Source organism: Stappia sp. WLB 29, assembly GCF_023507705.1.
GTDB lineage: Bacteria > Pseudomonadota > Alphaproteobacteria > Rhizobiales > Stappiaceae > Stappia.
The window spans coordinates 615,892-641,138 of sequence record NZ_JALBGD010000001.1; the positions used below are offsets into that span (position 1 = coordinate 615,892).

Annotated in this window: 23 protein-coding genes and 3 tRNA genes; 15 read left to right on the plus strand and 11 right to left on the minus strand. The window is 66.4% G+C overall.

What is annotated here, in order from left to right; translation table 11 throughout:
• Positions 1–194 precede the first annotated feature (194 nt).
• Positions 195–2,348, plus strand: coding sequence for a putative bifunctional diguanylate cyclase/phosphodiesterase (locus MNI96_RS02835; protein WP_249690200.1), 2,154 nt, complete (start codon positions 195–197; stop codon positions 2,346–2,348).
• Positions 2,349–2,427: 79 nt separating this feature from the next.
• Here MNI96_RS02835 and MNI96_RS02840 read toward each other — a convergent pair whose 3' ends face one another.
• On the minus strand, positions 2,428–3,909 hold the full coding sequence (locus tag MNI96_RS02840; RefSeq protein WP_249690201.1) for a methyl-accepting chemotaxis protein: 1,482 nt from the start codon (positions 3,907–3,909) through the stop codon (positions 2,428–2,430).
• A 303-nt stretch (positions 3,910–4,212) separates the two neighbouring features.
• Positions 4,213–5,226 (minus strand): 1-aminocyclopropane-1-carboxylate deaminase, encoded by a 1,014-nt coding sequence (locus tag MNI96_RS02845; RefSeq protein ID WP_249690202.1) that lies wholly within the window; start codon positions 5,224–5,226, stop codon positions 4,213–4,215.
• Positions 5,227–5,386: 160 nt separating this feature from the next.
• Here MNI96_RS02845 and MNI96_RS02850 point away from each other — a divergent pair, with 160 nt between their 5' ends.
• Positions 5,387–5,866 carry an Lrp/AsnC family transcriptional regulator gene (locus MNI96_RS02850; RefSeq protein WP_249690203.1) on the plus strand — a complete coding sequence of 160 codons (480 nt, stop codon included), beginning with the start codon at positions 5,387–5,389 and terminating at the stop codon, positions 5,864–5,866.
• Between the two features lie 89 nt (positions 5,867–5,955).
• On the opposite strand, the gene MNI96_RS02855 is transcribed toward MNI96_RS02850, so the two are convergent.
• Together MNI96_RS02855 and MNI96_RS02860 are read right to left on the minus strand one after the other, a co-directional pair.
• Positions 5,956–6,032: transfer RNA gene (locus tag MNI96_RS02855), tRNA-Arg, on the minus strand.
• A gap of 31 nt (positions 6,033–6,063) precedes the next feature.
• On the minus strand, positions 6,064–6,369 hold the full coding sequence (locus tag MNI96_RS02860; RefSeq protein WP_158192522.1) for an ETC complex I subunit: 306 nt from the start codon (positions 6,367–6,369) through the stop codon (positions 6,064–6,066).
• Between the two features lie 262 nt (positions 6,370–6,631).
• Between MNI96_RS02860 and MNI96_RS02865 the strand changes: the two genes are divergently transcribed.
• Positions 6,632–6,708, plus strand: a tRNA-Pro gene (locus MNI96_RS02865).
• 134 nt (positions 6,709–6,842) lie between these two features.
• On the opposite strand, the gene MNI96_RS02870 is transcribed toward MNI96_RS02865, so the two are convergent.
• From MNI96_RS02870 to MNI96_RS02885, 4 genes are all read right to left on the minus strand, one after another.
• Complete coding sequence (locus tag MNI96_RS02870; protein ID WP_249690204.1) at positions 6,843–7,802, minus strand: GGDEF domain-containing protein; 960 nt, start codon at positions 7,800–7,802, stop codon at positions 6,843–6,845.
• A complete protein-coding gene (locus MNI96_RS02875) occupies positions 7,786–8,406 on the minus strand; it encodes a methanogen output domain 1-containing protein (protein WP_249690206.1) in 621 nt (206 codons plus the stop codon). The genes MNI96_RS02870 and MNI96_RS02875 overlap by 17 nt, the downstream gene beginning before the upstream one ends.
• 130 nt (positions 8,407–8,536) lie before the next feature.
• On the minus strand, positions 8,537–9,091 hold the full coding sequence (locus tag MNI96_RS02880; protein ID WP_249690208.1) for a DUF192 domain-containing protein: 555 nt from the start codon (positions 9,089–9,091) through the stop codon (positions 8,537–8,539).
• Positions 9,092–9,291: 200 nt separating this feature from the next.
• The gene (locus MNI96_RS02885) at positions 9,292–9,876 is read right to left on the minus strand and encodes a cold-shock protein (RefSeq protein ID WP_249690211.1); all 585 of its coding nucleotides are present in this window, start codon (positions 9,874–9,876) and stop codon (positions 9,292–9,294) included.
• Positions 9,877–10,245: 369 nt separating this feature from the next.
• Here MNI96_RS02885 and MNI96_RS02890 point away from each other — a divergent pair, with 369 nt between their 5' ends.
• The 6 genes from MNI96_RS02890 (at position 10,246) to MNI96_RS02915 (ending at position 15,132) form a co-directional block, all read left to right on the plus strand.
• Complete coding sequence (locus MNI96_RS02890) at positions 10,246–10,686, plus strand: VOC family protein (protein WP_249690213.1); 441 nt, start codon at positions 10,246–10,248, stop codon at positions 10,684–10,686.
• Between the two features lie 378 nt (positions 10,687–11,064).
• Positions 11,065–11,934: a DNA-methyltransferase gene (locus MNI96_RS02895; protein ID WP_249690215.1), complete on the plus strand. Its 870-nt coding sequence runs from the start codon at positions 11,065–11,067 to the stop codon at positions 11,932–11,934.
• Entirely contained in the window at positions 11,934–12,899 is a 966-nt protein-coding gene (locus tag MNI96_RS02900; protein ID WP_249690217.1) for an XcyI family restriction endonuclease, read from the plus strand. Before MNI96_RS02895 ends, MNI96_RS02900 begins: the two co-directional genes overlap by 1 nt.
• A gap of 321 nt (positions 12,900–13,220) precedes the next feature.
• A tRNA-Glu gene (locus MNI96_RS02905) sits at positions 13,221–13,296 on the plus strand.
• A 199-nt stretch (positions 13,297–13,495) separates the two neighbouring features.
• A complete protein-coding gene (gene chrA, locus MNI96_RS02910) occupies positions 13,496–14,695 on the plus strand; it encodes a chromate efflux transporter (protein WP_249690406.1) in 1,200 nt (399 codons plus the stop codon).
• Positions 14,695–15,132 carry a YqaA family protein gene (locus tag MNI96_RS02915; RefSeq protein WP_249690408.1) on the plus strand — a complete coding sequence of 146 codons (438 nt, stop codon included), beginning with the start codon at positions 14,695–14,697 and terminating at the stop codon, positions 15,130–15,132. The genes chrA and MNI96_RS02915 overlap by 1 nt, the downstream gene beginning before the upstream one ends.
• A gap of 6 nt (positions 15,133–15,138) precedes the next feature.
• On the opposite strand, the gene MNI96_RS02920 is transcribed toward MNI96_RS02915, so the two are convergent.
• Entirely contained in the window at positions 15,139–15,918 is a 780-nt protein-coding gene (locus MNI96_RS02920) for an IclR family transcriptional regulator (RefSeq protein ID WP_249690220.1), read from the minus strand.
• 299 nt (positions 15,919–16,217) lie between these two features.
• On the opposite strand from MNI96_RS02920, the gene MNI96_RS02925 reads away from it, so the two are divergent.
• From MNI96_RS02925 to menC, 6 genes are all read left to right on the plus strand, one after another.
• Positions 16,218–17,771 carry an ABC transporter substrate-binding protein gene (locus MNI96_RS02925; RefSeq protein ID WP_249690222.1) on the plus strand — a complete coding sequence of 518 codons (1,554 nt, stop codon included), beginning with the start codon at positions 16,218–16,220 and terminating at the stop codon, positions 17,769–17,771.
• Positions 17,772–18,007: 236 nt separating this feature from the next.
• Positions 18,008–18,925: an ABC transporter permease gene (locus MNI96_RS02930; RefSeq protein WP_249690224.1), complete on the plus strand. Its 918-nt coding sequence runs from the start codon at positions 18,008–18,010 to the stop codon at positions 18,923–18,925.
• A 4-nt stretch (positions 18,926–18,929) separates the two neighbouring features.
• Positions 18,930–19,838 (plus strand): ABC transporter permease, encoded by a 909-nt coding sequence (locus tag MNI96_RS02935; RefSeq protein ID WP_249690226.1) that lies wholly within the window; start codon positions 18,930–18,932, stop codon positions 19,836–19,838.
• Positions 19,835–20,686: an ABC transporter ATP-binding protein gene (locus tag MNI96_RS02940; protein WP_249690228.1), complete on the plus strand. Its 852-nt coding sequence runs from the start codon at positions 19,835–19,837 to the stop codon at positions 20,684–20,686. The genes MNI96_RS02935 and MNI96_RS02940 overlap by 4 nt, the downstream gene beginning before the upstream one ends.
• Entirely contained in the window at positions 20,683–21,495 is an 813-nt protein-coding gene (locus MNI96_RS02945; protein ID WP_249690230.1) for an ATP-binding cassette domain-containing protein, read from the plus strand. Before MNI96_RS02940 ends, MNI96_RS02945 begins: the two co-directional genes overlap by 4 nt.
• A gap of 66 nt (positions 21,496–21,561) precedes the next feature.
• A complete protein-coding gene (gene menC, locus MNI96_RS02950) occupies positions 21,562–22,704 on the plus strand; it encodes an o-succinylbenzoate synthase (RefSeq protein WP_249690231.1) in 1,143 nt (380 codons plus the stop codon).
• 10 nt (positions 22,705–22,714) lie between these two features.
• Here menC and MNI96_RS02955 read toward each other — a convergent pair whose 3' ends face one another.
• Positions 22,715–23,737 carry an AbrB family transcriptional regulator gene (locus MNI96_RS02955; protein WP_249690409.1) on the minus strand — a complete coding sequence of 341 codons (1,023 nt, stop codon included), beginning with the start codon at positions 23,735–23,737 and terminating at the stop codon, positions 22,715–22,717.
• Between the two features lie 5 nt (positions 23,738–23,742).
• Positions 23,743–25,245, minus strand: a complete 1,503-nt coding sequence (locus tag MNI96_RS02960) for a tripartite tricarboxylate transporter permease (protein ID WP_249690233.1) — start codon at positions 25,243–25,245, stop codon at positions 23,743–23,745.
• Positions 25,246–25,247 lie beyond the last annotated feature (2 nt).

Consider the following 25,247-nt stretch of genomic DNA (forward strand, 5'->3'; position numbering starts at 1 on the left):
TGGCGAGCGCAATATGCCCCATAAACCAAGACCCGAGCCAAAGTTGGAAGACGAAAAATTTCAATTTTCATTATACGGAAATTGGACTTACACTCGCAGGATGCGAACAGGGTTGCCGACGCCTGCAAGGGGCGACGGCCTCCCGGCATTGGCCGGCAGTCCCGGCATGTGCCAGCAGCGGCCGGAAGAGACCTGTGGCAAGCACATCGGCGAAACCGGAACTGGACGACAGGCGAAGTGCCGCGCGAGCGCGAGCGCTCGATACCCCTGCGGCACGGCTGATCCTCGCCAACCCCCTCCCCTTTGCCGTCATGCGCGTGTCGCGCGGCGCACACGACATCCGCTACCGGATCGACTACATCAGCGACAGCTGCCAGGCCGTGTGGGGCCTTTCGCGGACTGAGATCGGCGACAATCTCCGTCTGCTGTGGAGCCGGATCGATCCCGACGACCTGACCCATCTCGGCGACCGGCTGCGCACTGCAGAGCGCGACCGCCGCGAATGGACCGCAACCTTCCGCATCCGCGGCGGCGACGGCCGCCGGGAGAAATGGACGGTCGCCCGCGGCCTGCCGCGTCCGGACCTGCCGGGCGATGCCTGGAACATCACCGTCACCGACATCACCGCGCAGATACAGGCCTATGCCGACCTGCAGGCCAGCGAGGCGCGGTTCCGGGCCCTGGCGGAGAACATTCCCGGCGCCGTCTTCCGCTACCGCCTGCGCGACGACGGCACCCACCAGATCTTCGACATGACGCCGGGCAGCGTCGCCATCTGGGAGCTTCCGGCGGAGGAGATCAACAACGACCCCACCCCCATTTGGCAGATGATCCATCCCGAGGATGTGCCGCCGATGCTGGCATCGGTGCAGGAATCCGCCCGCACCTTGCAGCCCTGGCATTACATCTGGCGGCTGACGACGCCCTCGGGGCGGTTCAAGTGGCTGGAAGGACGCGGCCTGCCGCGGCGCGAGGAGAACGGCGACACCGTCTGGCACAGCGTCATCATCGACGTCACCGAGCAGCGGAAGAAGGACGAGGAGATCCGCCGCCTTGCCGAGCGGGACGAACTGACCGGCCTTGCCAATCGCACCCTGTTGCGCCGCCGCCTCGACGAGGCGCTGCGCCAGCGTCTTGCCGATGGCGGCCGCGGCGCGCTGATCCTGCTCGATCTCGACCACTTCAAGGACATCAACGACACGCTCGGCCACGATGCCGGCGACATCTTCCTGCGCGCCACAGCCGAGCGGCTGACCGAGAGCGTCTGCCATCAGGACATCGTCGCGCGGATCGGCGGCGACGAATTCGTCGCCGTGCTGCCGCAGATCGCCAGCGAGGAGGCGGTGCTGGCCACCATCGGCCGCATCGCCGCGCGCCTCGCCGACGACGTGCATATCGAGGGGCACGTCCTGTCGAGCAGCGTCTCGATGGGCGTGGCCTTCTTTCCCCGCGACGGGCAGACGCCGAACACGCTGCTCAAGCATGCGGACATAGCCCTGTTCGAGGCCAAGGCCGCCGGCCGCCAGACCCATGTCTTCTTCTCACCTGTCCTGCGCGAGACGCGCGAGCGCCGCCGCACCCTTGCCGAGGCGCTGCGCACCGCCATCGCCGCCGACGCGCTGTCCATCGCCTTCCAGCCCATCGTCGAGGCCGGCAACAGCAACCACAGGGGGTTCGAGGCGCTGGCCCGCTGGACGCTGGACGGCCAGTCGATCTCGCCGGCCGAGTTCATTCCCCTTGCCGAGGAGACGGGCCTTGCCGTACCGCTCGGCAAAGTGCTGCTGGCTCGCGCCCTGCGCCTTGCCGTGAGGCTCGCCGCGACCGGCATCGATCCCGGCACGATCTCGGTGAACGTTTCCGCCGCCCAGCTGCGCGAGCCGGATTTCGCCGCGACCGTCGCCGCAATGCTCGCCGAGCACGGCTTTCCTCCCGAGCGGCTGGAGATCGAGGTGACGGAAACGGTCATTTTCGGCCGCTTCGCCGAGCAGATCGCGCTGACCCTGCGCGAGTTGCGCAGGCTCGGGATCCGCATCGCGCTCGACGATTTCGGCACCGGCTATGCCTCGCTCGCCCATCTCAAGCGCATCCAGGTCGACCGGCTGAAGATCGACCAGTCCTTCGTGCGCGACATCGAGGCCGATGGCGACGATGCGGTGATCGTGCGCACCGTGATCGGCCTTGCCAAGGCGCTCGGCATGGATGTGGTCGCCGAAGGCATCGAGACGCACGAGCAGCTGGATTTCCTGCGCCGCCACGGCTGCGACCTGGCCCAGGGCTATCTCTTCGGCCGGCCGACCACCAGCGAGGAAGATCTGGTCAGCTACCTGAACGCCGCCGACCACGAGTGACGCGGAAGCGCGAGCGGCGATCGGCGGACCGGCGCAACGCGCCGGCCCTTCCGCTCGCCCTCCTGGCGGGCCAGCGCGTCTAGCGGGCGAGAACCGTCGCCGCCTCGCGGGTGCGTTTGAAGGCGCTATCGATCTGGGACACCGCCGCACCGATATCGGTGATCGAGCTGGAAATGTCGCCGACCGCACCGGCGACCTCGTGCATGCTCTGCGACATGCCGCTGGTGACCACGCTCTGCTCTTCCACCGCAGAGGCGGCCGCCGCGACCTGAGCGAACAGCGTGTCCACCGCCCCGCGGATGTTCTCCAGCGTGCCGGCCACACTGCCCGTGATCGCCTGTACGCCGTCGATCTCGCGCGAGATCTGGTCCGTCGCCTTGGCCGCCTCGCCGGCAAGGTTCTTCACCTCGCTCGCCACCACGGCAAAGCCCCGTCCCGCCTCGCCGGCCCGGGCCGACTCGATGGTCGCGTTCAGCGCCAGAAGGTTGATCTGCGCGGCAATGTCCTGGATCAGGCTGACGATACCGCCCATCGCGGTCGCCGCGCCGACCAGCTTCTCGGTCGCCGCCTCCGCTTCCCTTGCATGGGTGGCGGCGCTTTCCGTCGCAATGCGCGAGCGCGACATGTTCTGCGATATCTCGGCGATGGACGAGGCCAGTTCCTCCGCGCTGGAGGCCAGCATCTGGACGTTCTCGGATGTCTTGCCGACCGCCCCTGCCACCGTCTCGGCCCGCTGGTCGGACTTCGACAGCGCGGTCTCCACTTCGGCGAAATTCTCGTCGATCATCTTGCGCAGGTTGGCCAGCAACTGCATCTGCGCGGTGATGTCGGTGGCGAACTTGACCACCTTGTAGGGCACCCCGTCCGGCGTCAGGATCGGATTGTAGGAGGCCTCGATCCACACCGCCCTGCCGCCCTTGCCGAAGCGGCGGAACTGGCCGGCCTGGAACTCGCCGCGTCGCAGCCGCGCCCAGAACTCGCGATATTCGGGGCTCTCGGCATAGGCAGGATCGACGAACATGCGATGATGCTGCCCGCGGATCTCGCCAAGCCCGTAGCCGACCGTCGACAGGAAATTCTCGTTCGCGTCCAGGATGTTGCCGTCGAGATCGAAAGCGATGACCGCGCTGACCTTGCCGATGGCCTCGACCTGGCCCTGCATCTCCGCATGCTCGCGGGTGCGCGCCGTCACGTCGGAGGCGAATTTGACGATCTTGTAGACCCGGCCCTTGCCGTCGAGGACCGGATTGTACGAGGCCTCGATCCAGACTTCGCTGCCGTCCTTGGCGTAGCGTTTGAACCGGCCGGCCTGGAACTCGCCGCGTCGCAGTCGCTCCCAGAAGGCCTTGTAGTCGGCACTGTCCGCCACCGCCTTGCCCACGAAGATCGCGTGATGGCGGCCACGGATCTCCTCAATGGTATAGCCGAGCGCGTCGAGAAAGTTGCGGTTGGCATCCAGCACCGTGCCGTCCGGCTTGAACTCGATGCGGGCCTGAGACCTGTCCAGCGCGCTGGCAATGGCGTCGCAATCTGACTGCCGGCGGCGACCTGAAAGAAACATGCATCCTCCTCCCACCTTGAAAGGTGGCTGTGAAATACCTGAATCCCTCCCCTTTTTTTGGCCGCGATTGTCCCCAGCCGATTGCAACTTTAAAGAGAAAAATATAAATACCAAGTTAACTTGGAATTGCTTTCAGGATCAGAGCTTTACTGCCTTCACTAATGTTACTTCGAAAGTAGTATCGTGCGATTTTCGCCGAACACACAGACATTCCGCCTCGGAAACCTAAAAGGAAGAAGGGCGCGGGAATGTCTCCCGCGCCCTATCGTTCACAGCCATTCGCTCATCGGCCGTTCCGGCCGCTCAGCCGTTACGGAAAGTGTAACCGTAGCCGTTCAGCGCCGGCGCGCCGCCCAGATGCGCATAGAGCACCTTCGAGCCTTCCGGGAAGTAGCCCTTCTTGACCAGGTCGATCATGCCCTGCATCGACTTGCCCTCGTAGACCGGGTCGGTGATCATGCCTTCCAGGCGGGCGCACAGGCGGATCGCCTCCTTGGTCTCGTCCGACGGCACGCCGTAGACCGGATAGGCGTAGTCTTCCACCAGCACCACGTCGTCCTTCTCGATCGGCCGGCCGAGCTCGACCAGGTCCGCCGTGCGCGAGGCGATCTCAAGCACCTGGTCGCGGGTCTGCTCCGGCGTTGCCGAGGCGTCGATGCCGATGACGTTGCGCGCGCGCCCGTCCTTGGCAAAGCCCACCAGCATGCCGGCATGGGTGGAGCCGGTCACCGTGCACACGACGATGTAGTCGAACTTGTAGCCGAGCGCCTCTTCCTGCGCCCGCACTTCCTCGGCGAAGCCGACATAGCCGAGGCCGCCATACTTGTGCACCGAGGCGCCGGCGGGAATCGGATAGGGCTTGCCGCCGGAGGCCTCGACCTCGGCAATCGCCTCTTCCCAGCTTCGGCGGATGCCGATGTCGAAGCCGTCGTCGACCAGGCGCACGTCGGCGCCCATGATGCGGCTCAGCATGATGTTGCCGACGCGGTCGTAGACCGCGTCTTCGTGCGGCACCCAGCTTTCCTGCACCAGGCGGCACTTGAAGCCGATCTTCGCTGCGACGGCGGCGATCATGCGCGTGTGGTTGGACTGCACGCCGCCGATGGAGACGAGCGTGTCGGCGCCGCTGGCGATGGCGTCCGGCACGATATATTCCAGCTTGCGCAGCTTGTTGCCGCCGAAGGCGAGACCGGAGTTGCAGTCCTCGCGCTTGGCATGGATCTCGACCTTGCCGCCCAGATGCCGGCTCAGCCGCTCCAGCTTCTCGATGGGAGTGGGACCGAAGGTCAGCGGATAACGTTCGAATTTCTCAAGCATGCCTGTCCTCGCCGATGGGGCCCTTGCGAGCCTTGTGGAACCGGCGAAAAAACTAGCAATCGACGAATGAAATGTGCTCTCTAATTTTTGGCATGAAACTCCTGCTGCATATCATGCATACCCGATATGATCTCAATAGCTTCCGATGAAGGCTTCACAAATGAAAGAATCTTCCACGCCTGATAGGCTCGACCGCACCGACCTGAAAATCCTCAAGCTGCTGCAGGAAGACGGCCGGCTGAGCAATGCGGAACTGGCGCAGCGGACCAACACTTCGCCGGCCACCTGTCACCGGCGCACCCAGCGGCTTTTCGCGGAAGGTTATGTCAGCGGCGTGCGGGCCATGGTGGCGCCGGACAAGGTCGGGCGCGGCTCGCTGGTGATGGTCGGCGTGGTGCTGGACCGCTCGACGCCGGAGAGCTTCAGCGAGTTCGAGGCGGCGGTGCGCAAGCTCGCCTTCGTCCTCGACTGCCATCTGGTCGCCGGCGACTTCGACTACATGCTGAAGATCCGCGTGCGCGACATGGCCGACTTCAACCGCCTGCACGGCGACAAGCTGATCGCCCTGCCCGGCACCCGCCAGACCCGCACCTTCTTCGTCATCCGGGAAGTGATCGACAACGCCCTGCTGGAGTTTTGACGCGCAAGGCGAACCGCAGGCCTTCGACGGGCCTCACGGCACGCGTTGGCGCGGGGCAATCCGACGCCGGCTTTCGAGTATCTGGAAAATGGCGACCCCGGCAGGATTCGAACCTGCGACCATCGGCTTAGAAGGCCGGTGCTCTATCCGACTGAGCTACGGGGCCGTTCCGGCGCGCGCGGCGCGAGGATCGCAGGTCAATGCGTCCAGGGCATGAAGCGATCGTAGCGGAAATTGTCCGAATAGGCGATCTTCGGCACGCGCCGCTCGCGCGGCTGCTCCACCCGATAGGCGATGCCGTTCTTGCGGGCGTAGGCTTCCGCCTCTTCCTGCGTCTCGAAGCGCAGGCGCAGCTGCTGCTTCATGTCGGCGGAGGACGTGTAGCCCATCAGCGGCTCGATCGTGCGCGCCTGCTCCGGCTCGAATTCCAGCACCCAGTCATGGGTCTTGCCGCGCCCCGACTGCGTTGCCGTCTTCGCCGGGGAATAGATGCGTGCGACCATCGTGCAGTGCCCCTCTTGCGGTTGCCTTGCGTCCTGTTGCGATTGTCGGATCGACGCCTCTGCAGCCTGGCCGCCGCACGTCCGCTCCGTTTCTCGCGTTCCGTGGTTATTCATTGGTTCGGCGCGCGAAGTCAACTCGGCAAAATGCCTGCCCGCCTGCCTTTTCCCGCCGTCATCGCCGCCGGGCGGTGCGGCACGGGCATCCGTGCTTCAGCCTTGACGCCCCACCGCAAGCCCGATACACCGCAGAAATTCTCCAAGTCGGGGTATAGCGCAGCCTGGTAGCGCATCTGCTTTGGGAGCAGAGGGTCGCAGGTTCGAATCCTGCTGCCCCGACCATTCTCTCCTTTTCGAGATTCGGATTTCGGCAACCGATCAGCCGCTTACGGGCCTTTCTTCAAGTCCTGTGCGAACCGAAGAATCAAGGCGTAACCCCACCCGGAAGGACGCGGCCGCATCAGCGCGGCGACTTGTCAGGCGCGGCGGCTCTGGCGCTTCATGCCGTACATGCCGGCCTCGGCATTGCGCAGCACGCTTTCGAACGACATGTCCGTCTCCTGCACGGTGAACACGCCGATCGAAGCGGATGTCGCCAGCAGGCAGCTGTGATCCTCCTCCGGCGGGTTCCAGTGCATCGGCTGTCGGATGCGGTCGGCAATTTCGCTCATCCTGTCGGCGATGTCTGCCGCCTGCGCATCGGCGAAGCCGATCATGAACTCGTCGCCGCCCATCCGCCCGACGATGTCGCCGCTCCGCACCGCGCGCTTCAGGATACGGGCGATGGCGCGGATGACCATGTCGCCGGCCAGGTGGCCGAAGCGGTCGTTGACCTGCTTGAAATTGTCGAGATCGAGATAGGCGAAGGTGACGCAGGACAGACCGACACCGATCTCCGCGATCATCCGCCCCGCCTGCAGGCGGAATTCCACCGGGTTGAGCAGCCCGGTCATGCGGTCCGTGACGGAGAGCTGGCGCAGGCGCTGCGCCTCCTCGTGCAGCCGGCGTTGCTGTTGCAGGCTGTCGGCCAGCCGCTCGCGATGGTCCGCCACCTCCTGCGACACGGCCAGGAACCGCGCCGCCAGCGACTTGGCCTGGTCGTATTGCAGCATCGCCAGCGCTTCTCCCTTGGCGCCGGGCACGCCGAGCCGCCAGCCGGAAAACGTCAGATTGGTGCCGTCCGCCCCCTGCAGGCCGATAAAGGCCGGCGTGGTCGAGCGGAACGCGCGTCCCACCCGCTCCATCACCTCGTCGCGGGGAAGGTCTGTGAGGGCGCAGATGCCGTCCGCCTCCAGCCGTTCGAACTGGCGCAGCGCCTGCCGGTTGGCCAGCCGCACCCGGCCGCTTTCGTCGAGCACCAGCGTTGCGCGCGGCATGTTGTCCAGCGCGACGCGAATGCCCTCCATCAGCAGGGCGGTGTCAGGCAAAGAATTCATGACCGTCATCGCCGCCGCCCTCCCCTGGCCCCAAGGCCACCCGCACCCGGCAACTCCCGTGGCCGGTGGCGATCGCCTCCTCGACGCGAACCCGCGCATAGCCCTTGGCCTGCGACACGATCCGTCCGAACACCGTCGCGGTCATCATGCAGAGCGACGGCCTGCCGACCACCTTCTCGGCGAAGGGGCAATCGCCGTTCACCAGCACGATCTCGTCGTCGCTGAGGCTGAAAATCTCGAAACTGGCGCCGATCCGCGTCTTCAGGTCGACAAGGACCGCCGCGACCGCCTCCAGTTCGCTCGCCTGATTGCCGAGCGCGGCCCGGTATTGCCGGGCCAGATCGTCGCCGATCCGCGTTCCCACCACGCTAACGAAGGCGGAGGCATCCTCGCGGCCGATCACCTCCTCCATGGTGCCGGCCAGCGCCCCGATGACATTGCGGAAAAAGCCGGCCTGATCCAGGTCGACTTCGCAGTTCCCGACAGTGGCCGACACACAGCTCCCAGCCATTCCCCTGCCCTCGACGCCGCGCCCGTTGCGCACTGGCACGAGCGCCCGCGCAGCGGGGTCATGCCGGAACGAATCATATTTCGATTCGCTCAAGGTGATTCGCACCATAAGCGCAAAAATGGCGAAAGCTCCCCCCAAGGCCGACCCGGATTGGCGGAAATCACGCTGCAATAACGGGCAGATGACGCAAGCGTGCCGGCCTTGACAGGCCGATCGCGGCCCCTCAGGGCGCTGCGGCGCGGATCGTCGGGCTGTCGACGCGGTCGCCCGGCGCGATGCCGAGCGCAGCACTGGTTCCGGCCGGCACTTCCAGCACGAAGCGCACCACCGCGTTGGACGGCACCAGCGCCTCGGACAGCGGCTCGGTATTTTCGGCGATGCTGGCGATGCGCCCGTCGCGGGCGATGAAGAGCATGTCGAGCGGGATCAGCGTGTTCTTCATCCAGAACACCACCTCCCGGTCGGCGTGATAGTCGAACAGCATGCCGGCGTCAGCGGCCAGGCTCTCGTAAAACATCAGACCCCGCGCCCGCGATTCCGCCGTATCGGCGATCTCCACCGTGAAATCGTGGACCTTGCCCGCGGCGGTGGTGATGCTCAGCGCCTCGCTCCTGAGCCCCGTCTGCGGCGCGCCGCGCTCCTGCGCCGCCGCCGGAAAGACCAGCAGCAGGATAGCCGCCAGCGACAGGCACAGCACGGAAAAGACCGCAAGCGCGTAGAGGGGGCCGGAACGGGAGGGAGACCGGGAAGGACCTGGGGAGAGCATCATGCTGGGCATCGGTCGGTCCTGCGCGAGCGACGGGTCGGAAAGACGGTGTCAGGCTAGGTCGTAGACGTCACGTTTCTGGTCGGTACAGTCACGTCGGGGCGACTTCGCCTCCGCGGGCCAGCCGGGGAGCGGGCTCCCGCCGAAGCAACACATCCTGCCGGCAAACGTGTCGGGGCGATGTCCGCAAGGCCCGTTCGGTGGAATATCCGTTAGTGGGAGGACGGAATGTGGACGCCGTCGCCGTCGGGCCGGATCTCGGCCGCCATCCGCCCTTTCGGGCCCTGGCCGAAGCGCACCATCACGGTCTGGCCGGGGCGCAGTTCGGTGATGCCGAAGCGGCGCAGCGTTTCCATGTGCACGAAGATGTCTTCCGTGCCCTCGCCCTGGGTCAGGAAGCCGAATCCCTTGACCCGGTTGAACCACTTCACGACCGCCGGCTCGTAGCCGCCTTCCGGCGTCACCTGCACATGGGTGCGCGAGGGCGGCAGCTGGGACGGGTGAACGGCGGTGGATTCGTCCATCGACAGCACGCGGAAGGCCTGCAGCCCCCTTGCGCCCGGCGTCACCTCGCAGACGATGCGCGCGCCCTCGTAGGCGGTGCGGAAACCGTCGCGCCTCAGGCAGGTCACATGCAGGAGAATGTCGGGCTGCCCGTCGTCGGGCACGATGAACCCGTAGCCCTTGGCCACGTCGAACCATTTGATCGAGCCCGCGACGACCGTCAGGTCGACCCCGGAATCCTCCGATCCCGCGTCGCGCGAGGCCACAACCGGCTTTGCCCCCAAGTCCTTCATAGTCCCGCCTCTGATACGCCGTAAGCTGGATCCGTGAGTGCACAACCGGAAAACCACCGATTCCGCAGGGCCAAGGATAGCATCCCGCGTCCCCGGAACCAGTGCATTTTGCGAAAAAGTGCCATGGTTACCCTTGAGCAACAGTTTCCCCGGCTGACCGCGATTCGCAAGCCCCGGACGAAAGGCCCTTGCAAAAGGCGTTTGCGAAAGATTGCAGACTTCCGTTGAAGTCGCCGCGCCAGGCCATATTCTCTTGCGCGGAACCCGGCGCCGCGCGCGTCGTTTCTTTCTTTTCGCGGGCTCGTCCCGGCCGCTGCACTGCGCTGGAGCCGGCCGCCGCGAAGCACCGCACAGCACGAAGAGGTATTCATGCGCTACCTGCACACCATGGTCCGCATCCGCGACATCGACGAGTCGCTCGATTTCTACTGCAACAAGATGGGCATGCAGGAGGTGCGCCGCATCGAGAGCGAGGCCGGCCGCTTCACGCTGATCTTCCTCGCCGCGTCCGAGGACGTGGAAGCCGTGCGCAATGGCCAGGCGCCGGCGCTGGAGCTCACCTACAACTGGGATCCGGAAGACTATCAGGGCGGCCGCAATTTCGGCCATCTCGCCTATGAGGTCGACGACATCTACGAGACCTGCGCCAGGCTGCAGGCCGCCGGCGTCACCATCAACCGTCCGCCGCGCGACGGCCGCATGGCCTTCGTCCGCTCGCCGGACAACATCTCCATCGAGCTGCTGCAAAAGGGCGGCGCGCAGGAGCCGCAGGAGCCCTGGGCCTCCATGGGCAACACCGGCAGCTGGTAACGTCCGGCCTTGCGGAGGGGCGCAACGCGCCTCTCCCCGGGGTACAAGAGTAACCGCAAAGACGGCAGAGCCTGATGTGTCAGACTCATGGCGTGCAGACCGCAGGTTCAAGTCCTGCTCCCGAAACCAAATATATCAGCCCTTAGCACTAACTCGCTAAAGGGCTTTTTGCTGTATAGACAAAAAATGGACACTCGCAGCCAACTCTCGTTCACAAGGCAGGGCTTGCAAGTTAGCTCTCCACAATCCTCGCCAAGCTGGGTACTGTTGGCGAAGCATGACGGAGCACGACATTTAGAGGGCACAAGCGGCGCGATCTCCGGCTCCGTCGGCGCGTAAGGGCGCAAGCCTTTGGCTAAAGAGGACGGGCGGGGCCAAATGAAAAAACAAAAAATTATCAAGCCGGAAAAACTGGCCTTTTGCGATTCGATGATCTTTGAAGGGGACGCGCTGACGGTGCTGCGGCGGCTCCCAGACCGCTCGGTGCAGTCGGTAATTACCTCGCCACCCTATTGGGGCCTGCGTGATTACAGCATCCCTGATCAACTCGGCCTGGAAGGTACGTTGCCGCAATACGTCAACGCCTTGCGCTCGATCTTCTCCGAAGTGCGGCGCGTCCTCAAGGATGACGGCATATTCTGGTTTAACATTGGCGACGGCTACACAAGCGGCAACCGTGGCTGGCGCGCGCCCGACAAGAAAAATCCGGCACGGGCAATGTCCGTGCGCCCGGATACCCCCGACGGCCTCAAGCCAAAAGACCTGATCGGCATACCTTGGCGGCTGGCGTTCGCGCTGCAGGACGATGGTTGGTTTTTGCGGGCGGATATTATTTGGAACAAGCCGAACGCGATGCCCGAAAGCGTGAAAGATCGTCCTACACGCTCCCACGAATACTTGTTTATGTTCACCAAAGATGAACGGTACTACTATGACCGTGCGGCGATCATGGAACTGAATAGTACGGGCAAGCGCAACCGGCGCACGGTCTGGAATATTCACACTCAAGGCTTTCAAGGGGCGCACTTCGCAACCTTCCCGCCCGCTCTGGTCGAGCCGTGCGTACTGGCCGCGACTAAGCCCGGCGATTTCATCCTAGATCCCTTCTTCGGCTCCGGCACAGCGGGGCTTGTTGCCCAGCAATTGGGCCGGAAGTATGTGGGGATCGAACTTAATCCCGACTATGTGGCGCTTGCTGCCGAACGGCTGGAAGCCGACGAAAAATCCATCGTTCGCGTGGCGGCCTGATGCTCAAAATCCCTGATCCTGAATTGCAGATTGATTTTTCAGGGGTACTCGCGGAGATACGCGGCGAATACCTGCAAGATGCCCTCGCGGCCACGGTCAAAAAGTTGGATGTGACCGAAATAGACAAGGCGCTTGCGGTTTTCGTCCCAAAGCCCAGTCTTGCCACGCTTGCAAGCCACGGCCTGCGCGGGGAACTGATGTTCCCGGTTCCACTGATCCTAACGGAGAACCCACGCTTACTAGGATATTATCGGCTTTTGTATGGATACAGCCAGAAAGAGTTTTACACAACGGAAACGGGGGTGTCCCGGTTTCAGTCGATGGAGAAGCGCGGGACGCTGACGGCGCCTAACGCTGCCGCTCTGGCTGATCTCTGCCAAGCGCTTTCAGGAGCTGCGGCTATGCTGCTCGATGGCATAGGTGCGAAGCGGATAAGCCAAGCCTTGCTTGATGATCTCACGCTACTGACGCTCGGGCCGCAATTACGGGGCGGGGCAAACGTCAAGAAAGGTGCGGCGGGTATCGTCAAGGTATTCGACGCGATCCACGACATTGTGAAGCCTGCTATTAAGGAAGCCACGGCCAACCGTATAGAAATTGAAAATGCGGCGGGGCGGCGGGTGTTGATAGAGTTTGCCCCTGACCCTGATATTATTATCAGAGAGGAAATGAGTAAGGACAATTTCCGGGAATTGATCGCAGTCGAAGTCAAGGGCGGCTCGGACTTTTCAAACATTCACAACCGGATCGGTGAAGCAGAGAAGAGCCACCAGAAAGCGAAGGCGGCGGGCTATGTGGAATGTTGGACGGTTGTAAACGTGGATCGGATCGACATGGATATGGCGAAGCGGGAAAGCCCCACGACGAACCGCTTTTATCGGATTTCCGATCTGGTCAACGGTGGCGGCGCTGAATATCAGGACTTCCGGTCGCGGGTGATCTCTCTGACGGGCATACGCTCGTAATGAACACGACCCGCATACCTGCGAACCGCTCCGGTTGAAGGGGCAACGGCGTTAGCGGTGGGTGTCGTCAACCGCATAGATCGCGCTACCGGGCTCGGCGCTCCGTACGATCTGACAGGCGAACGACTGGCGGCTCCGCCGTTTTGAACGTGCCGACGCTGCGCGCTAGGGGCTGAGGATCGGCGGAAGAGGCCCCGCGCGTGCCGAGCCCGCCCCCTCCCAACTCGCAAGCCCCCTTCACGAGCCTGTGGACGATGCGTCACCTACCCCCTTGCCCGGCGCGAGAAAGCTGCTTATAACCCGCGCACATCGACGGACCGGGCGCCCATCGTCTAGCGGTCTAGGACGCCGCCCTTTCACGGCGGAAACACGGGTTCGAGTCCCGTTGGGCGTGCCACTCCGTCGCTGTTCCCCTCCCCGACATCGCTGCTGTACCTGATCGCCGCCTGCGGCGACACTGCGCCCTGGCAAGCCGGCGGCAACCGCCGTCACGGTTCCGCAACACCGCGCGGCTATATGGCGCCCTTCGCGACCACGAGGCAGGAGAGGACGACGTGACGAGGAATTCCCCCGCCCCGCAGCCAGCGGCCCCCGCAATGCCGCCGCGCGGCAGCGCCGGGGAAGTCTTCGGCGCCTTCCTCAAGCTCGGCCTCACCTCCTTCGGCGGCCCGATCGCCCATCTCGGCTACTTCCGGGACGAGTTGGTGCTGCGCCGCAAGTGGCTGGACGAAGCCGCCTATGCCGATCTCGTCGCCCTGTGCCAGTTCCTGCCCGGCCCGGCCTCCAGCCAGGTCGGCTTCGCGCTCGGGCTGAGGCGCGCCGGCCCGCTCGGCGCCCTTGCCGCCTGGACCGCCTTCACCCTGCCGTCCGCCTTGCTGCTCGTCGCCTTCGCGCTCGGCGCGCCGCTGTTTTCCGGACCCGTCGGCCAGGGCCTCGTTACGGGGCTGAAGCTCGTCGCCGTCGCCATCGTCGCCCATGCGGTGCTCGGCATGGCCCGCGCCCTGTGCCCCGACCGGGAGCGCGCGACGCTGGCGCTTGCCGCCGCAGCGCTGGTGTTGCTGATCGGCGGAGCGCTGGCCCAGGTCGGCGCCATCGCGCTCGCCGCCCTCGCCGGGGTGACGCTGAGGCTCCCTGCCGCCGGCTCCGGCGGCCTGCCTGCACCCGCCTCCCGCGCGCCCGTGTCCCGCCGCATCGGCCTTGCCTGCCTTACGCTCTTCGTCCTGCTGCTGGTCGGCCTGCCGCTCGCCCAGCTTGTCGCGCCCTCGCAGGCGCTGGCGGTGGTCGATGCCTTCTACCGCGCCGGCGCGCTGGTCTTCGGCGGCGGCCATGTGGTGCTGCCGCTGCTGGAGGCCGAAGTCGTGCGCGGCGGCTGGATGAGCGCCGAAAGCTTCCTTGCCGGCTATGGCGCGGCGCAGGCCGTCCCCGGCCCGCTCTTCACCTTCGCCGCCTATCTCGGCACGGTGCTCGCCCTGCCGCCGAACGGCATCGCCGGGGCGGGGCTGGCGCTCATCGCCGTCTTCCTGCCGGGCCTGCTGCTGCTCGTCGGCGTCCTCCCGTTCTGGGAGGCGTTCCGCGCCCGCACGGGCGCGCGCGCCGCGATGGCCGGGGCCAATGCCGCCGTCGTCGGCATTCTGGGCGCGGCGCTCTACGACCCGGTCTTCACCAACGCGGTCGCGACGCCGGCGCAGTTCACCCTGACGCTCGCCTGCTTCGTGCTGCTGACCGCTTGGAAGGCGCCGCCCTGGGTGGCGGTGCTGGTCGCCGGGCTCGGCGGCATGGCAATCGCGGCCTCATGATGGTGGAGATCGGGGTCTATGGCGGGTTGTTCCTCTCGGCCCTCGGCGCGGCGACGCTGCTGCCGATGCAGTCGGAGGCGGTGCTGGCCGGCCTGCTGCTCAGCGGCCGGCCCGTCTTGCTGCTGATCGCCGTCGCCAGCCTCGGCAACACGCTCGGCGGGATCATTAACTGGGCGCTGGGGCGCGGCATCGAGCGCTTCCGCCATCGCCGCTGGTTCCCGGTCGGAGAGGCCGCCCTCACCCGCGCGCAAGGCTGGTACGCCCGCTGGGGCAAGTGGTCGCTGCTTCTGTCCTGGATGCCGATCATCGGCGATCCGCTGACGCTCGCCGCCGGCGTGATGCGCGAGAGATTCGTGACCGTCCTGGTGCTGGTGGCCATCGCCAAGACCGGTCGCTATGCGGTGCTGGCCGCCGTCACGCTCGGCTTTTTCGGTTGAGCCTCTTCAGGCCAAGGCCACCACAGACGAAATCGTCCGCGACGCATCGGTGATCGCCGGCACCAGTTCGCGCTTGACCCGTTCCTCGCTCCACTCGGGGATGTAGACGGGCATGCTGATCGCCGCGACCGCCTGGCGGTTGGCGCCGATCACCGGCGCGGCGATGACGATCTCCTGCAGCATGATCTGCTGGTTGGTGATGACATAGCCGTCGCGCTGCGCCTGCGCCACACGGTCCCGCACGATTCGCGGGTCCTGGCAGGTGAAGGGCGTCACCGGCTCCGGCAGGCCCGGCTCCATCATCCGCTCCAGCACCTCGGGCGGCGAGAAGGCGGCGATCACCTGCCCCACCGCCGTCACCGCCGCCGGTTGGCGTACGCCGATCAGCGTCGTGTCGTAGGCAAGGCTGGTGTGCGGGATCCGCGCCTTGTAGACGACCTCGTGCCCGTCCAGCACGCCGAGATTGACGGTGGTGCGCAGCGTCCGGCTGACCTCGATCATCCGCGGCAGCGCGCGCTCCAGCAGCCGGTCGTGGATCAGGAACGCATAGGCGAGGTCGAGCATCCTCAGGCCCGGGCGATAGCGGCGGGTCTTGTCGTCGCGGTCCAGATAGCCGAGCGCATGCAGCGTGTAGGTCAGCCGCTGCGCCGCGCTCTTCTCCAGCCCGGCGGATTCGGCGATCTCGGTCAGGCTCAGCGCCACATGGTGGTCGCGAAACAGCGCCAGCACCCGCATGCCCCGCTCCAGCGTGCTTGCCAGCACCGGCGACCTGGTCTGTTCGCTCATCTTCCAACCATCTCCCACTGGCGCCTTCCGCTTGCCGGCGATCCCGAGCACCAGAAAAATCCACCGCCCGTTTTCGCCGGCGAAAACCGGAGCACCATGAATGCCTTGGTCCATCCTGCGCGCCCGCTGCAGCCGCCCGGGACGCGTTTTCCCTAAGCCGCACGACCGGGCGCCGCTTGACAAGCATTATGTTGTCACATTTAAATATCGCTGTCGATAATCACTATTCGATAGCTACTACAAAATATCGATCACAAAAAGTGTCGATCAAAGGGCGATCCAGCGCCCAGGAGGTCCCCATGTCCCGTAGTATGTCCCTGAAATCCCTCAAGCTCGGCACCGCGCTCGCCGCTGCCCTGGTGCTGTCGGCACCGTTCGGCACCGCGCTTGCTGGTCCGGACGACAACAGCCTGATCTGGTCCGCCCAGAAGGAGCTGACCGCTGCCGACACCTATTTCGACACCTCCCGCGAGGCGGTCGTCGTCGCCCAGCACGTCTATGACGGTCTCGTTTTCTGGGATCAGGACGCGCAGGAGTTCAAGCCGCTGCTGGCGACCGAATGGCGCCAGATCGACCCGCTGACGCTGGAATTCGACCTGCGCGAGGGCGTCACCTTCCACGACGGCAGCAGCTTCGGCCCCGAGGACGTGGTCTACACGCTGAACTTCGTCATCGACGAGAAGAACGGCGTTCTCAACTACGGCGACATCAAGTGGATCAAGTCGGCGGAGGCCGTCGGCGAGCGCACCGTGCGTATCCAGCTGAACGAGCCCTTCCCGGCTGCCCTCTCCTATCTGGCGCTGGTCCTGCCGATTCTGCCGGACGGCCATTTCGACAAGGCCGAGACCGGCAGCGACGGCACCAAGCGCTTCGCCGCCGTGCCCCCGGTCGGCACCGGCCCGTACAAGGTCACCAGCTTCGGCAATGGCGACACGGTCGTCATGGAGGCGAACGAGGCCTATTTCGACGGTCCCAAGGGCAAGCCGCAGATCGCGACGCTTACCTACCGCACCATCACCGATGCGGCGACGCAGATCGCCGAGCTGATGACCGGCGGCATCGACTGGGTCTGGGGCATCAGCAACGACCAGGCCGAGAACCTCGCCCAGGCGCCGCACCTGACCTCGGTCAACGCGCCGACCATGCGCATCAGCTACCTGACCTTCGACCTGAAGGGCACCAGCGGCACCGACGTCTTCACCGACGCCAAGGTCCGCAAGGCCGTCGGCCATGCGATCGACCGTGCCCGCATCGCCAAGTACCTGATGGGCGAGAACAGCGAGGTGGTGAACGCCGCCTGCCATCCGAGCCAGTTCGGCTGCACCGACGACGTCACGGCCTATGACTACGACCCGGAAAAGGCCAAGGCCCTGCTTGCCGAGGCCGGCAAGGCGGACGGCTTCTCCGTCGACCTCTACGGCTATCGCGACCGCGAGGTCACCGAGGCGATCATGGGCGATCTCGCCAAGGTGGGCATCAAGGCCGATCTGCGCTGGCTGCAGTATTCCGCCGCCCGCGACCTGATCCGCGAAGGCAAGGCGCCGGTCGCCAACATGACCTGGGGTTCGTCCTCGATCCCGGACGTGTCGGCCATCACCAGCTACTTCTTCGGCGGCGGTCCGGACGATCCGGCCAAGGACCCGGCCCTGCAGGAGGCCATCCGCCGCGCCGACCTCGCCAGCGACCGCGACGTGCGCCTCGCCAGCTATGCCGAGGCCCTGCAGCTGATCGCCGACGAGGCCTACTGGCTGCCGCTGTTCAGCTACACCAAGAACTACAGCTACAACGCACAGCTCGACTTCACCCCGTCGGCTGACGAATTGCCCCGCTTCTACGCAACCAGCTGGAAGTAACGGCAAGGACCGGTGCCGCGCCCGGATGCGGCACCGGTTCGCTTCGCTTTTCTGTCTGCCAGAGTATCCTGACCGCCAGCCCGGCTGCTCCCGAACGCCGCCGGAACGGCCTTCGCTTGGCGCATGATACCTGCGCGGCAACGGCGCTGCCGGCGGCTCGCCGCACCCGGCCGCCGCCCTTACCGGCCCCAATCGAAGGCCTCTCGTCGAAGGTCCAGACCAGTCAAAGGCCCGGCATGATCCGCTTCACCCTCAAACGCCTGGCGATTGCAGCGCTCGTTGCCCTCGTCGTCTCCGGCATCAGCTTCGGCCTGATGTTCGTGTCCGGCGATCCCGCCATCGCCATCGCCGGCGAGGGCGCGACGGAAGACGACATCGCCGTCATCCGCGCCCGCTACGGTTTCGACCGGCCGATCCCGGTGCAATATGCCGAATGGATCGGCCGCGCCGTGCAAGGGAATTTCGGCGACAGCATCTATTTCAGCAAGCCGGTGGTCGACCTTCTGGCCGAGCGCTTCCCGGCCACCGCCACGCTCGGCGTGTTGGCCATCGGCGTCGCCATTCTGCTGGCGATCCCGCTCGGCATCGTCGCCGCCATCCGCCAAAACCGCCTGCCCGACCGCGCCGCGCTCACCTTCGGCACCATCGGCCAGGCGACGCCTAGCTTCTGGCTCGGCCTGATGCTGATCTGGCTCTTCGCGGTCAAGCTTCGGGTGCTGCCGGTCTCGGGCTCGCAGACGCTCGCCCATTTCGTGCTGCCCGCCCTGGTGCTCGGCTACTACGCCGCGCCCTCCATGCTGCGCCTGTGCCGCGCCGGCATGATCGACGCGCTCTCCTCCGACTATGTGCGCACCGCCCGCGCCAAGGGCCTGCTGCCGCGCCAGGTGATCTTCGGCCACGCGATCCGCAACGCCATCCTGCCGGTGATCAGCGTCGCGGCGGTCGAGTTCGGCTTCATCCTCGGCGGCTCGGTCGTGGTGGAAAGCGTCTTCGGCATCCGCGGCATCGGCCTGCTGGCCTGGGAGAGCATCGCCCGCAACGACTTCCCCACCATTCAGGCGATCATTCTCGTCTACGCCATGATCTACGTCTGGCTGACCTTCCTCGCGGATGTGATCAATGCCTGGCTCGATCCCCGCATCCGCGTGAGCTGATCCCATGAGCACAAACACATCCTCGATCCCGGCGGCCCCGGCCCGCCTGCCCCATCCCTCGCCGCGTCGCATCCTGCTCAAGCGTGCGAGGGAACACCGCGGCCTCGTGATCGGCGGCGCCATCGTGCTGGCGGTCGTCCTGATCGCCCTCTTCGCCCCGCTGATCGCCCCGCACGACCCTTACGCCCAGGACCTGTCGAAGCGGCTGCTGCCGCCGGTCTGGGCTGAAAAGGGCAGCTGGGAGCACATCTTCGGCACCGACGCCCTGGGGCGCGACTATCTCTCGCGTATCCTGTTCGGCGCCCGCATCTCGCTGCTGATCGGCATTTCCGCCGCCATCGGCTCCGGGCTGATCGGCACCACGCTCGGCCTGCTCGCCGGCTATTTCGGCGGCCGCGTCGACAGCGTCGTCACCTTCATCGTTTCGGTGCGCCTGGCGCTGCCGGTGGTGCTGGTGGCGCTGGCCGTCGTCTCCCTGTTCGGCGGCGACCTGTGGATCGTCGTCACGGTGCTCAGCCTGTTGCTGTGGGACCGCTTCGCCGTCGTCGTGCGCTCGGCCACCCAGCAGCTGCGCAACCAGGAATTCGTCACCGCCGCCCGCGCCATGGGCGCCTCCACCCCGCGCATTCTTGTCGTCGAGCTGTTGCCGAACCTCATCGGCCCGCTCGTCGTGATCGGCTCGCTGGAGGTCGCCCATGCCATCTTGCTGGAATCGGCGCTGTCCTTCCTCGGCCTCGGCGTCCAGCCGCCGACCCCGTCCTGGGGCCTGATGGTCTCGGAAGGCAAGGGCCTCGTCTTCTTCGACGCCCGCCTGATCGCCCTTCCCGGCGCCGCCATCGCCATCCTGGTGCTCGGCATCAACCTGATCGGCGACGGCCTTCGCGACGTGCTGACCCCGGAGGGCCGGTCATGAGCGTCCTTTCCGTCCGCAATCTGAAGGTCACGATCCCCACCCATGGCGAGCCGCTCGAGGCGGTGCGCGGCGTCGACATCGAGGTCGGCGCCGGCGAGACGCTCGGCATCGTCGGCGAGAGCGGCTGCGGCAAGTCGGTCACCTCGATGGCGATCATGCGCCTGCTGCCCGGCCGCATCTCCGTCGCCGCCGACGAGATGCGCCTTGGCGACACCGATCTTCTCGCCATGAGCGAGCGGCAGATGGCCGACATCCGCGGCGACCGCATGGCGATGATCTTCCAGGAGCCGATGACCGCGCTGAACCCGGTGCTGACCATCGGCCGGCAGATGAGCGAGACTTGGGCCCGCCATCGCCGCGGCAGCAAGCGCGAGGCGCTGGAGGCCGCCGTCGATCTGCTCGACCGGGTCGGCATCCCGCATCCGCGCGAGCGGCTCGGGGTTTATCCGCACCAGCTCTCCGGAGGCCTGCGCCAGCGCGTGATGATCGCCATGGCGCTGCTGTGCGATCCGCAGCTGATCATCGCCGACGAGCCGACCACCGCGCTCGACGTCACCGTGCAGGCGCAGATCCTCGACCTGCTCGCCTCCCTGCAGCAGGAGCGCGGCCTCGCCATGATCTTCATCAGCCACGACATCGGCGTCGTCGCCCGCATCGCCGGGCGCGTGCAGGTCATGTATGGCGGGCGCACCGTCGACGGCGGCCCGGTCGGCGAGCTGCTCGGCCACCCCAAACATCCCTACACCAGGGCGCTGCTCTCCTCCGTGCCCCGCCGGGGCATGCGCTGGGGCCGCGACACGCTCGGCGCCATCCGCTGGACCGAAGACGCGCCGGAGGCCTCCTCATGAGCGAAAAAGTCATGAGCGACATCGTCATGGAACTGCGCGACGTCCGCCGCACCTATCGCATCGGTGGCGGCATGTTCGGAAAGCCACGCGACCTGCATGCGCTGGACGGCGTCAGCCTGCAGTTGCGCCGCGGCGAGGTGCTGGCGCTGGTCGGCGAGTCCGGCTCCGGCAAGAGCACCCTGTCGCGCATCCTGCTCGGGCTCGAGGCGCCGAGCTCCGGCGAGGTGTTCCTCGACGGCGCGCCCGTCGCCTCGATCCGCCGCCGCGCCTTCGCCGCCCGCGTGCAGCCGGTGTTCCAGGATCCCTATTCCTCGCTCAACCCGCGCAAGACCGTGCGCCAGATCATCGAGGCGCCGCTGGTCATCGCCGGCGGGGTCGCTGCGTCCGAGCGGCTGCGCCGGGTGCGCGAGCTGCTCGACATCCTGCGCATGCCCGAGCGCATGCTGGAGGCCTATCCGAGCCAGATGTCCGGCGGCCAGCGCCAGCGCGTTGCCATCGCCCGCGCGCTGATCTCGCGGCCCGAAATCGTCGTCTGCGACGAGCCGACCTCGGCTCTCGACGTCTCCGTGCAGGCGGAGGTGCTGAACCTCCTGATGGAGCTGCGGGCCGAGTTCGGCCTCACCTATCTTTTCATCAGCCACGATCTGGCGGTGGTCGAATACATCGCCGACCGGGTCGCGGTCATGCAGTCCGGCCGCCTCGTCGAGGTCGCCGATGCCGAGGCGCTCTTCGCCGCCCCGCAGCACGACTACACCCGCCGCCTGCTCGCTTCCGCGCTCACCGTGCCGGCCGCCAGCCCTGACACCTGATCTTCTGCCGTTCCCGAAGCCGCCTCCTTGTCCGGCCGGCTTCCCACTACCCAAAAGGTCAATGAAATGACACGCCCCATCGCCACCCGGCAGCTGCCCCTCACCATCGACAGCGCCGAACTGCACATCGTCCGCCTGCCGCTGATCTCGCCCTTCACCACCTCCACCGGCACCATGCACGAGAAGGTGTTTCCGCTGCTGGTGCTGAAGTCCGGCGCGCTGGAAGGCTATGCCGAAGGCGTGATGGACCCGCTGCCCGACTATCTCGACGATACCATCTCCGCCGCCACCTACTTCCTGCGCGAGGCGATCCTGCCCAACGTGGTCGGAAAGAGCTTCGAGAACCCGCAGGAGCTGGAAAAGGTGCTCGCCCCCTGGCGCGGCCACTGGATGGCCAAGGCCACCGTCGAGATGGCCTTCTGGGACCTGTGGGCCAAGGCGCTCGGACTGCCGCTCAAGACCCTGCTCGGCGGCACCGGCGACAAGGTCGCCGTCGGCGTGTCGCTCGGCCTGCAGGACATCGAGGCGACCGTCGAGGCGGCCAAGCGTCACCACGCGCAAGGCTACAAGCGCATCAAGCTGAAGATCGAGCCGGGCCACGATGTCGAGCTGGTCGCCAGGGTGCGTGCCGCCCTGCCGGACGCGCGGATCAGCGTCGATGCCAACACCGCCTACTCGCTCGCGGATCTGCGGATCCTCAAGGCGCTCGACGCCTACGATCTCGAATATATCGAGCAGCCGCTCGCCTATGACGACATCCACGACCACGCCGTGCTGCAGTCGCGCATCGCAACGGCCGTTTGTCTCGACGAGAGCATCCGCTCGGCCGCCGATGCCCGCAAGGCGCTGGCGAGCGATGCCGCCCGCGTCGTCAACATCAAGGTCGGGCGCGTCGGCGGCCATCTGGAGGCCCGGCGCATCCATGACATCGCGGAGGCCTGGAGCGTTCCGGTGTGGTGCGGCGGCATGCTGGAATCCGGCATCGGCCGCGCCCACAACATCCACATGTCGACCCTACCGAACTTCCGCAAGCCCGGCGACACGTCGAGCGCGCGGCGCTATTTCCGCAAGGACCTGACGGTGGAATGGCTGGAGACCGAGGACGGCATGATGCCCGTTCCGGAAGGCCCCGGCATCGGCGTGCGCCTCGACCGCGAGTTCCTGGACGGCATCTCCAGCGAGCGCGAGACCTTCGGCGCGGCGGCGTAAGCGGCCGCCCCTACCCGCCCTTGCGGCGGCCGACGAGGAACGGCATCGCGGCGAACAGCGCCAGGATGCGGAAGACGTGGTGCGTCGCCACATAAACCGGGTCGTAGCCGAGCGCCAGCGCCATCGACGACATCGCCTCGACGCCGCCCGGCGCGAAGGCCACCCACACCTGCCCGAACGGCAGCCCGGTCATCGCGGCGGTGAGCCAGCTCGCCGCCGCGGAGATCGCCAGCGCCACGCTGGCCGCGGCCAGGCCGGCAACGCCGAGCAGCCGCAATTCCTTGGCCGTCAACCCGCTGAACCTTGCGCCGATCACCGCGCCCGTCACTGTGAACCCCAGGAAGGTCAGCGGCAGCGGCAGCCGTCCCTCGACGAGGCCGGCCGCATGGGTCGCGGCGCTCAGGATCAGGCCGGCGAGCAGATAGGCCGCCGGCACGCCGAGCCGGTCGCCGGCCAGCCCGGCCGCGAACCCGGCGATCAGGATCACCACCGCCGCGCCGTAGCCGATCTCGCCCATCGTCGTCAGCACCGCCCCGCTCGGCGCACTGTCGATCAGCGCGATCACCGGCGGCAGCAGCACCGTGATCACCAGCAACCGCAGGCTCTGCAGCACCATGACGGCGCGCAGGTCGCCGACGCCGGAGGCGGCCAGCGACAGGCAGTAGCTCAGCGCGCCGGGCGAGGTGGCGAGCCGCGCGGTCGCCGCATCGAGGCCGTAGCCGCGCTGCAGGATCGCGCCCGACACCGCCATCACCGCGGCGATGGTCGCCGCCAGCATGGCAAGGCTCACCGGCCATTTGGCGATGTCGGAGAGAAAATGCGGCGTGACCCCGGCTCCCAGGGTCACGCCGATCACCAGGAAGGCGCAGTTGCGCAACAGGCCCGGCACGGCGGGCGCAAGGCCCAGCATCGCGGCGAGCGTCACCGCGACGGTGCTGCCGATCAGCGCGGCGGCGGGCAGCCCTGCCAGCGTCGCCGCTCCCGCACCGGCAAGCCCGGCCGCGAGGGCGACGGCAAGGCTGCGCCACCGCATGCCCGTCACGCCTCGGCCACCTTCTTCTTGCGACGGCCGAGCCAGATCGGCACGACCACCACGACGGCCGCCAGTACGTAGAGTACGATGGCATTGCCGGAGTCGAGGAGGATCGACCAGTCGCCGCCCGAGATCGACAGGGCGCGGCGCAGGTTGTTCTCGAACAGGCTGCCCAGCACGAAACCGAGGATCACCGGGGCCAGCGAGAAGTCCAGCTTGCGCAGGACCCAGCCGACCACGCCGAGCAGCGTGATCATATAGAGGTCATGCGGGTTGCTGACGACCGAGTAGACGCCGATGAAGGCCAGCACCGCGATCATCGGCGTCAGGTACTGCTGCGGCACCGTCAGCAACCGGGCGAACAGCCCGACCAGCGGCAGGTTGATGACCAGCAGCGCGACGTTGCCGATATACATCGACGCGATCAGGCCCCAGGCGATCTCGGGTCGCTGCTCGAACATCAGCGGCCCCGGCGTGACGTTGAACAGCAGCAGGGCGCCGAGCAGGATCGCCGTCGTTCCCGAGCCGGGAATGCCGAGCGTCAGCATCGGCACCATCGCGCCGCCCGCGGCCGCGTTGTTGGCCGATTCCGGTGCGGCGAGGCCCCGGATGTCGCCCTTGCCGAAGTTGTCCGAATCCTTGGCCAGGCGCTTCTCCGTGCCATAGGCGACCGCGGAGGCGACCGAGGCGCCGGTGCCCGGCAGGATGCCGATGAAGAAGCCGATCACCGCGGAGCGCAGGATCGTCCACCTGGTGAGCGCAAGGTCCTTCATCGAGACGAAGCTCTTGTCGAGCGCCAGCGGCTTCAGCTTGCCGGTGACCTGCTGCTCGACGAGATGGATCAGCTCCGCCATGCCGAACAGGCCGATGACCACCACGAGAAAGTCGATGCCGGCGAGGATGTCGGGAATGCCGAACGTGTAGCGGGCAACGCCCGTATTGGCGTCGATGCCGATCGAGGCCAGCATCAGCCCGAGCAACGCCGCCAGCAGCGTCTTCACCGCATTGGATCCGACCAGGGAAGCGAGGGTCGCGAAGGCGAAGACCATCAGCGCAACATAGTCGGACGGCGAGAAGGTCACCGCATAGGCGGCGAGCATGGGCCCGAACAGCGTCACCAGAATCACCGAGAAGGTCCCGCCGACGAAGGACGCCACCGCCGACAGCGACAGGGCACGTCCCGCCTCGCCGCGCTTGGCCATCGGGTTGCCGTCCAGCGTCGTCATCACCGCGCTGGCGTCGCCGGGCACGTTGAGCAGGATCGACGAGATGCGCCCTCCGTACTCGGCGCCGTAATAGATGCCCGCGAGCAGGATCAGCGCCGATTCCGGCGGAAAGCCGAGGCTGTAGGCGATGGGCAGCAGGATCGCCACGCCGTTGATCGGACCGATGCCGGGAAGCGCGCCGATGAGCGTTCCGGCAAAGCAGCCGATCAGGACGAGAAACAGGTTGAACGGATCCAAGGCGACGGCGAAGCCCGCCGAAAGCCCGCTGAAGACGGCATCCATGG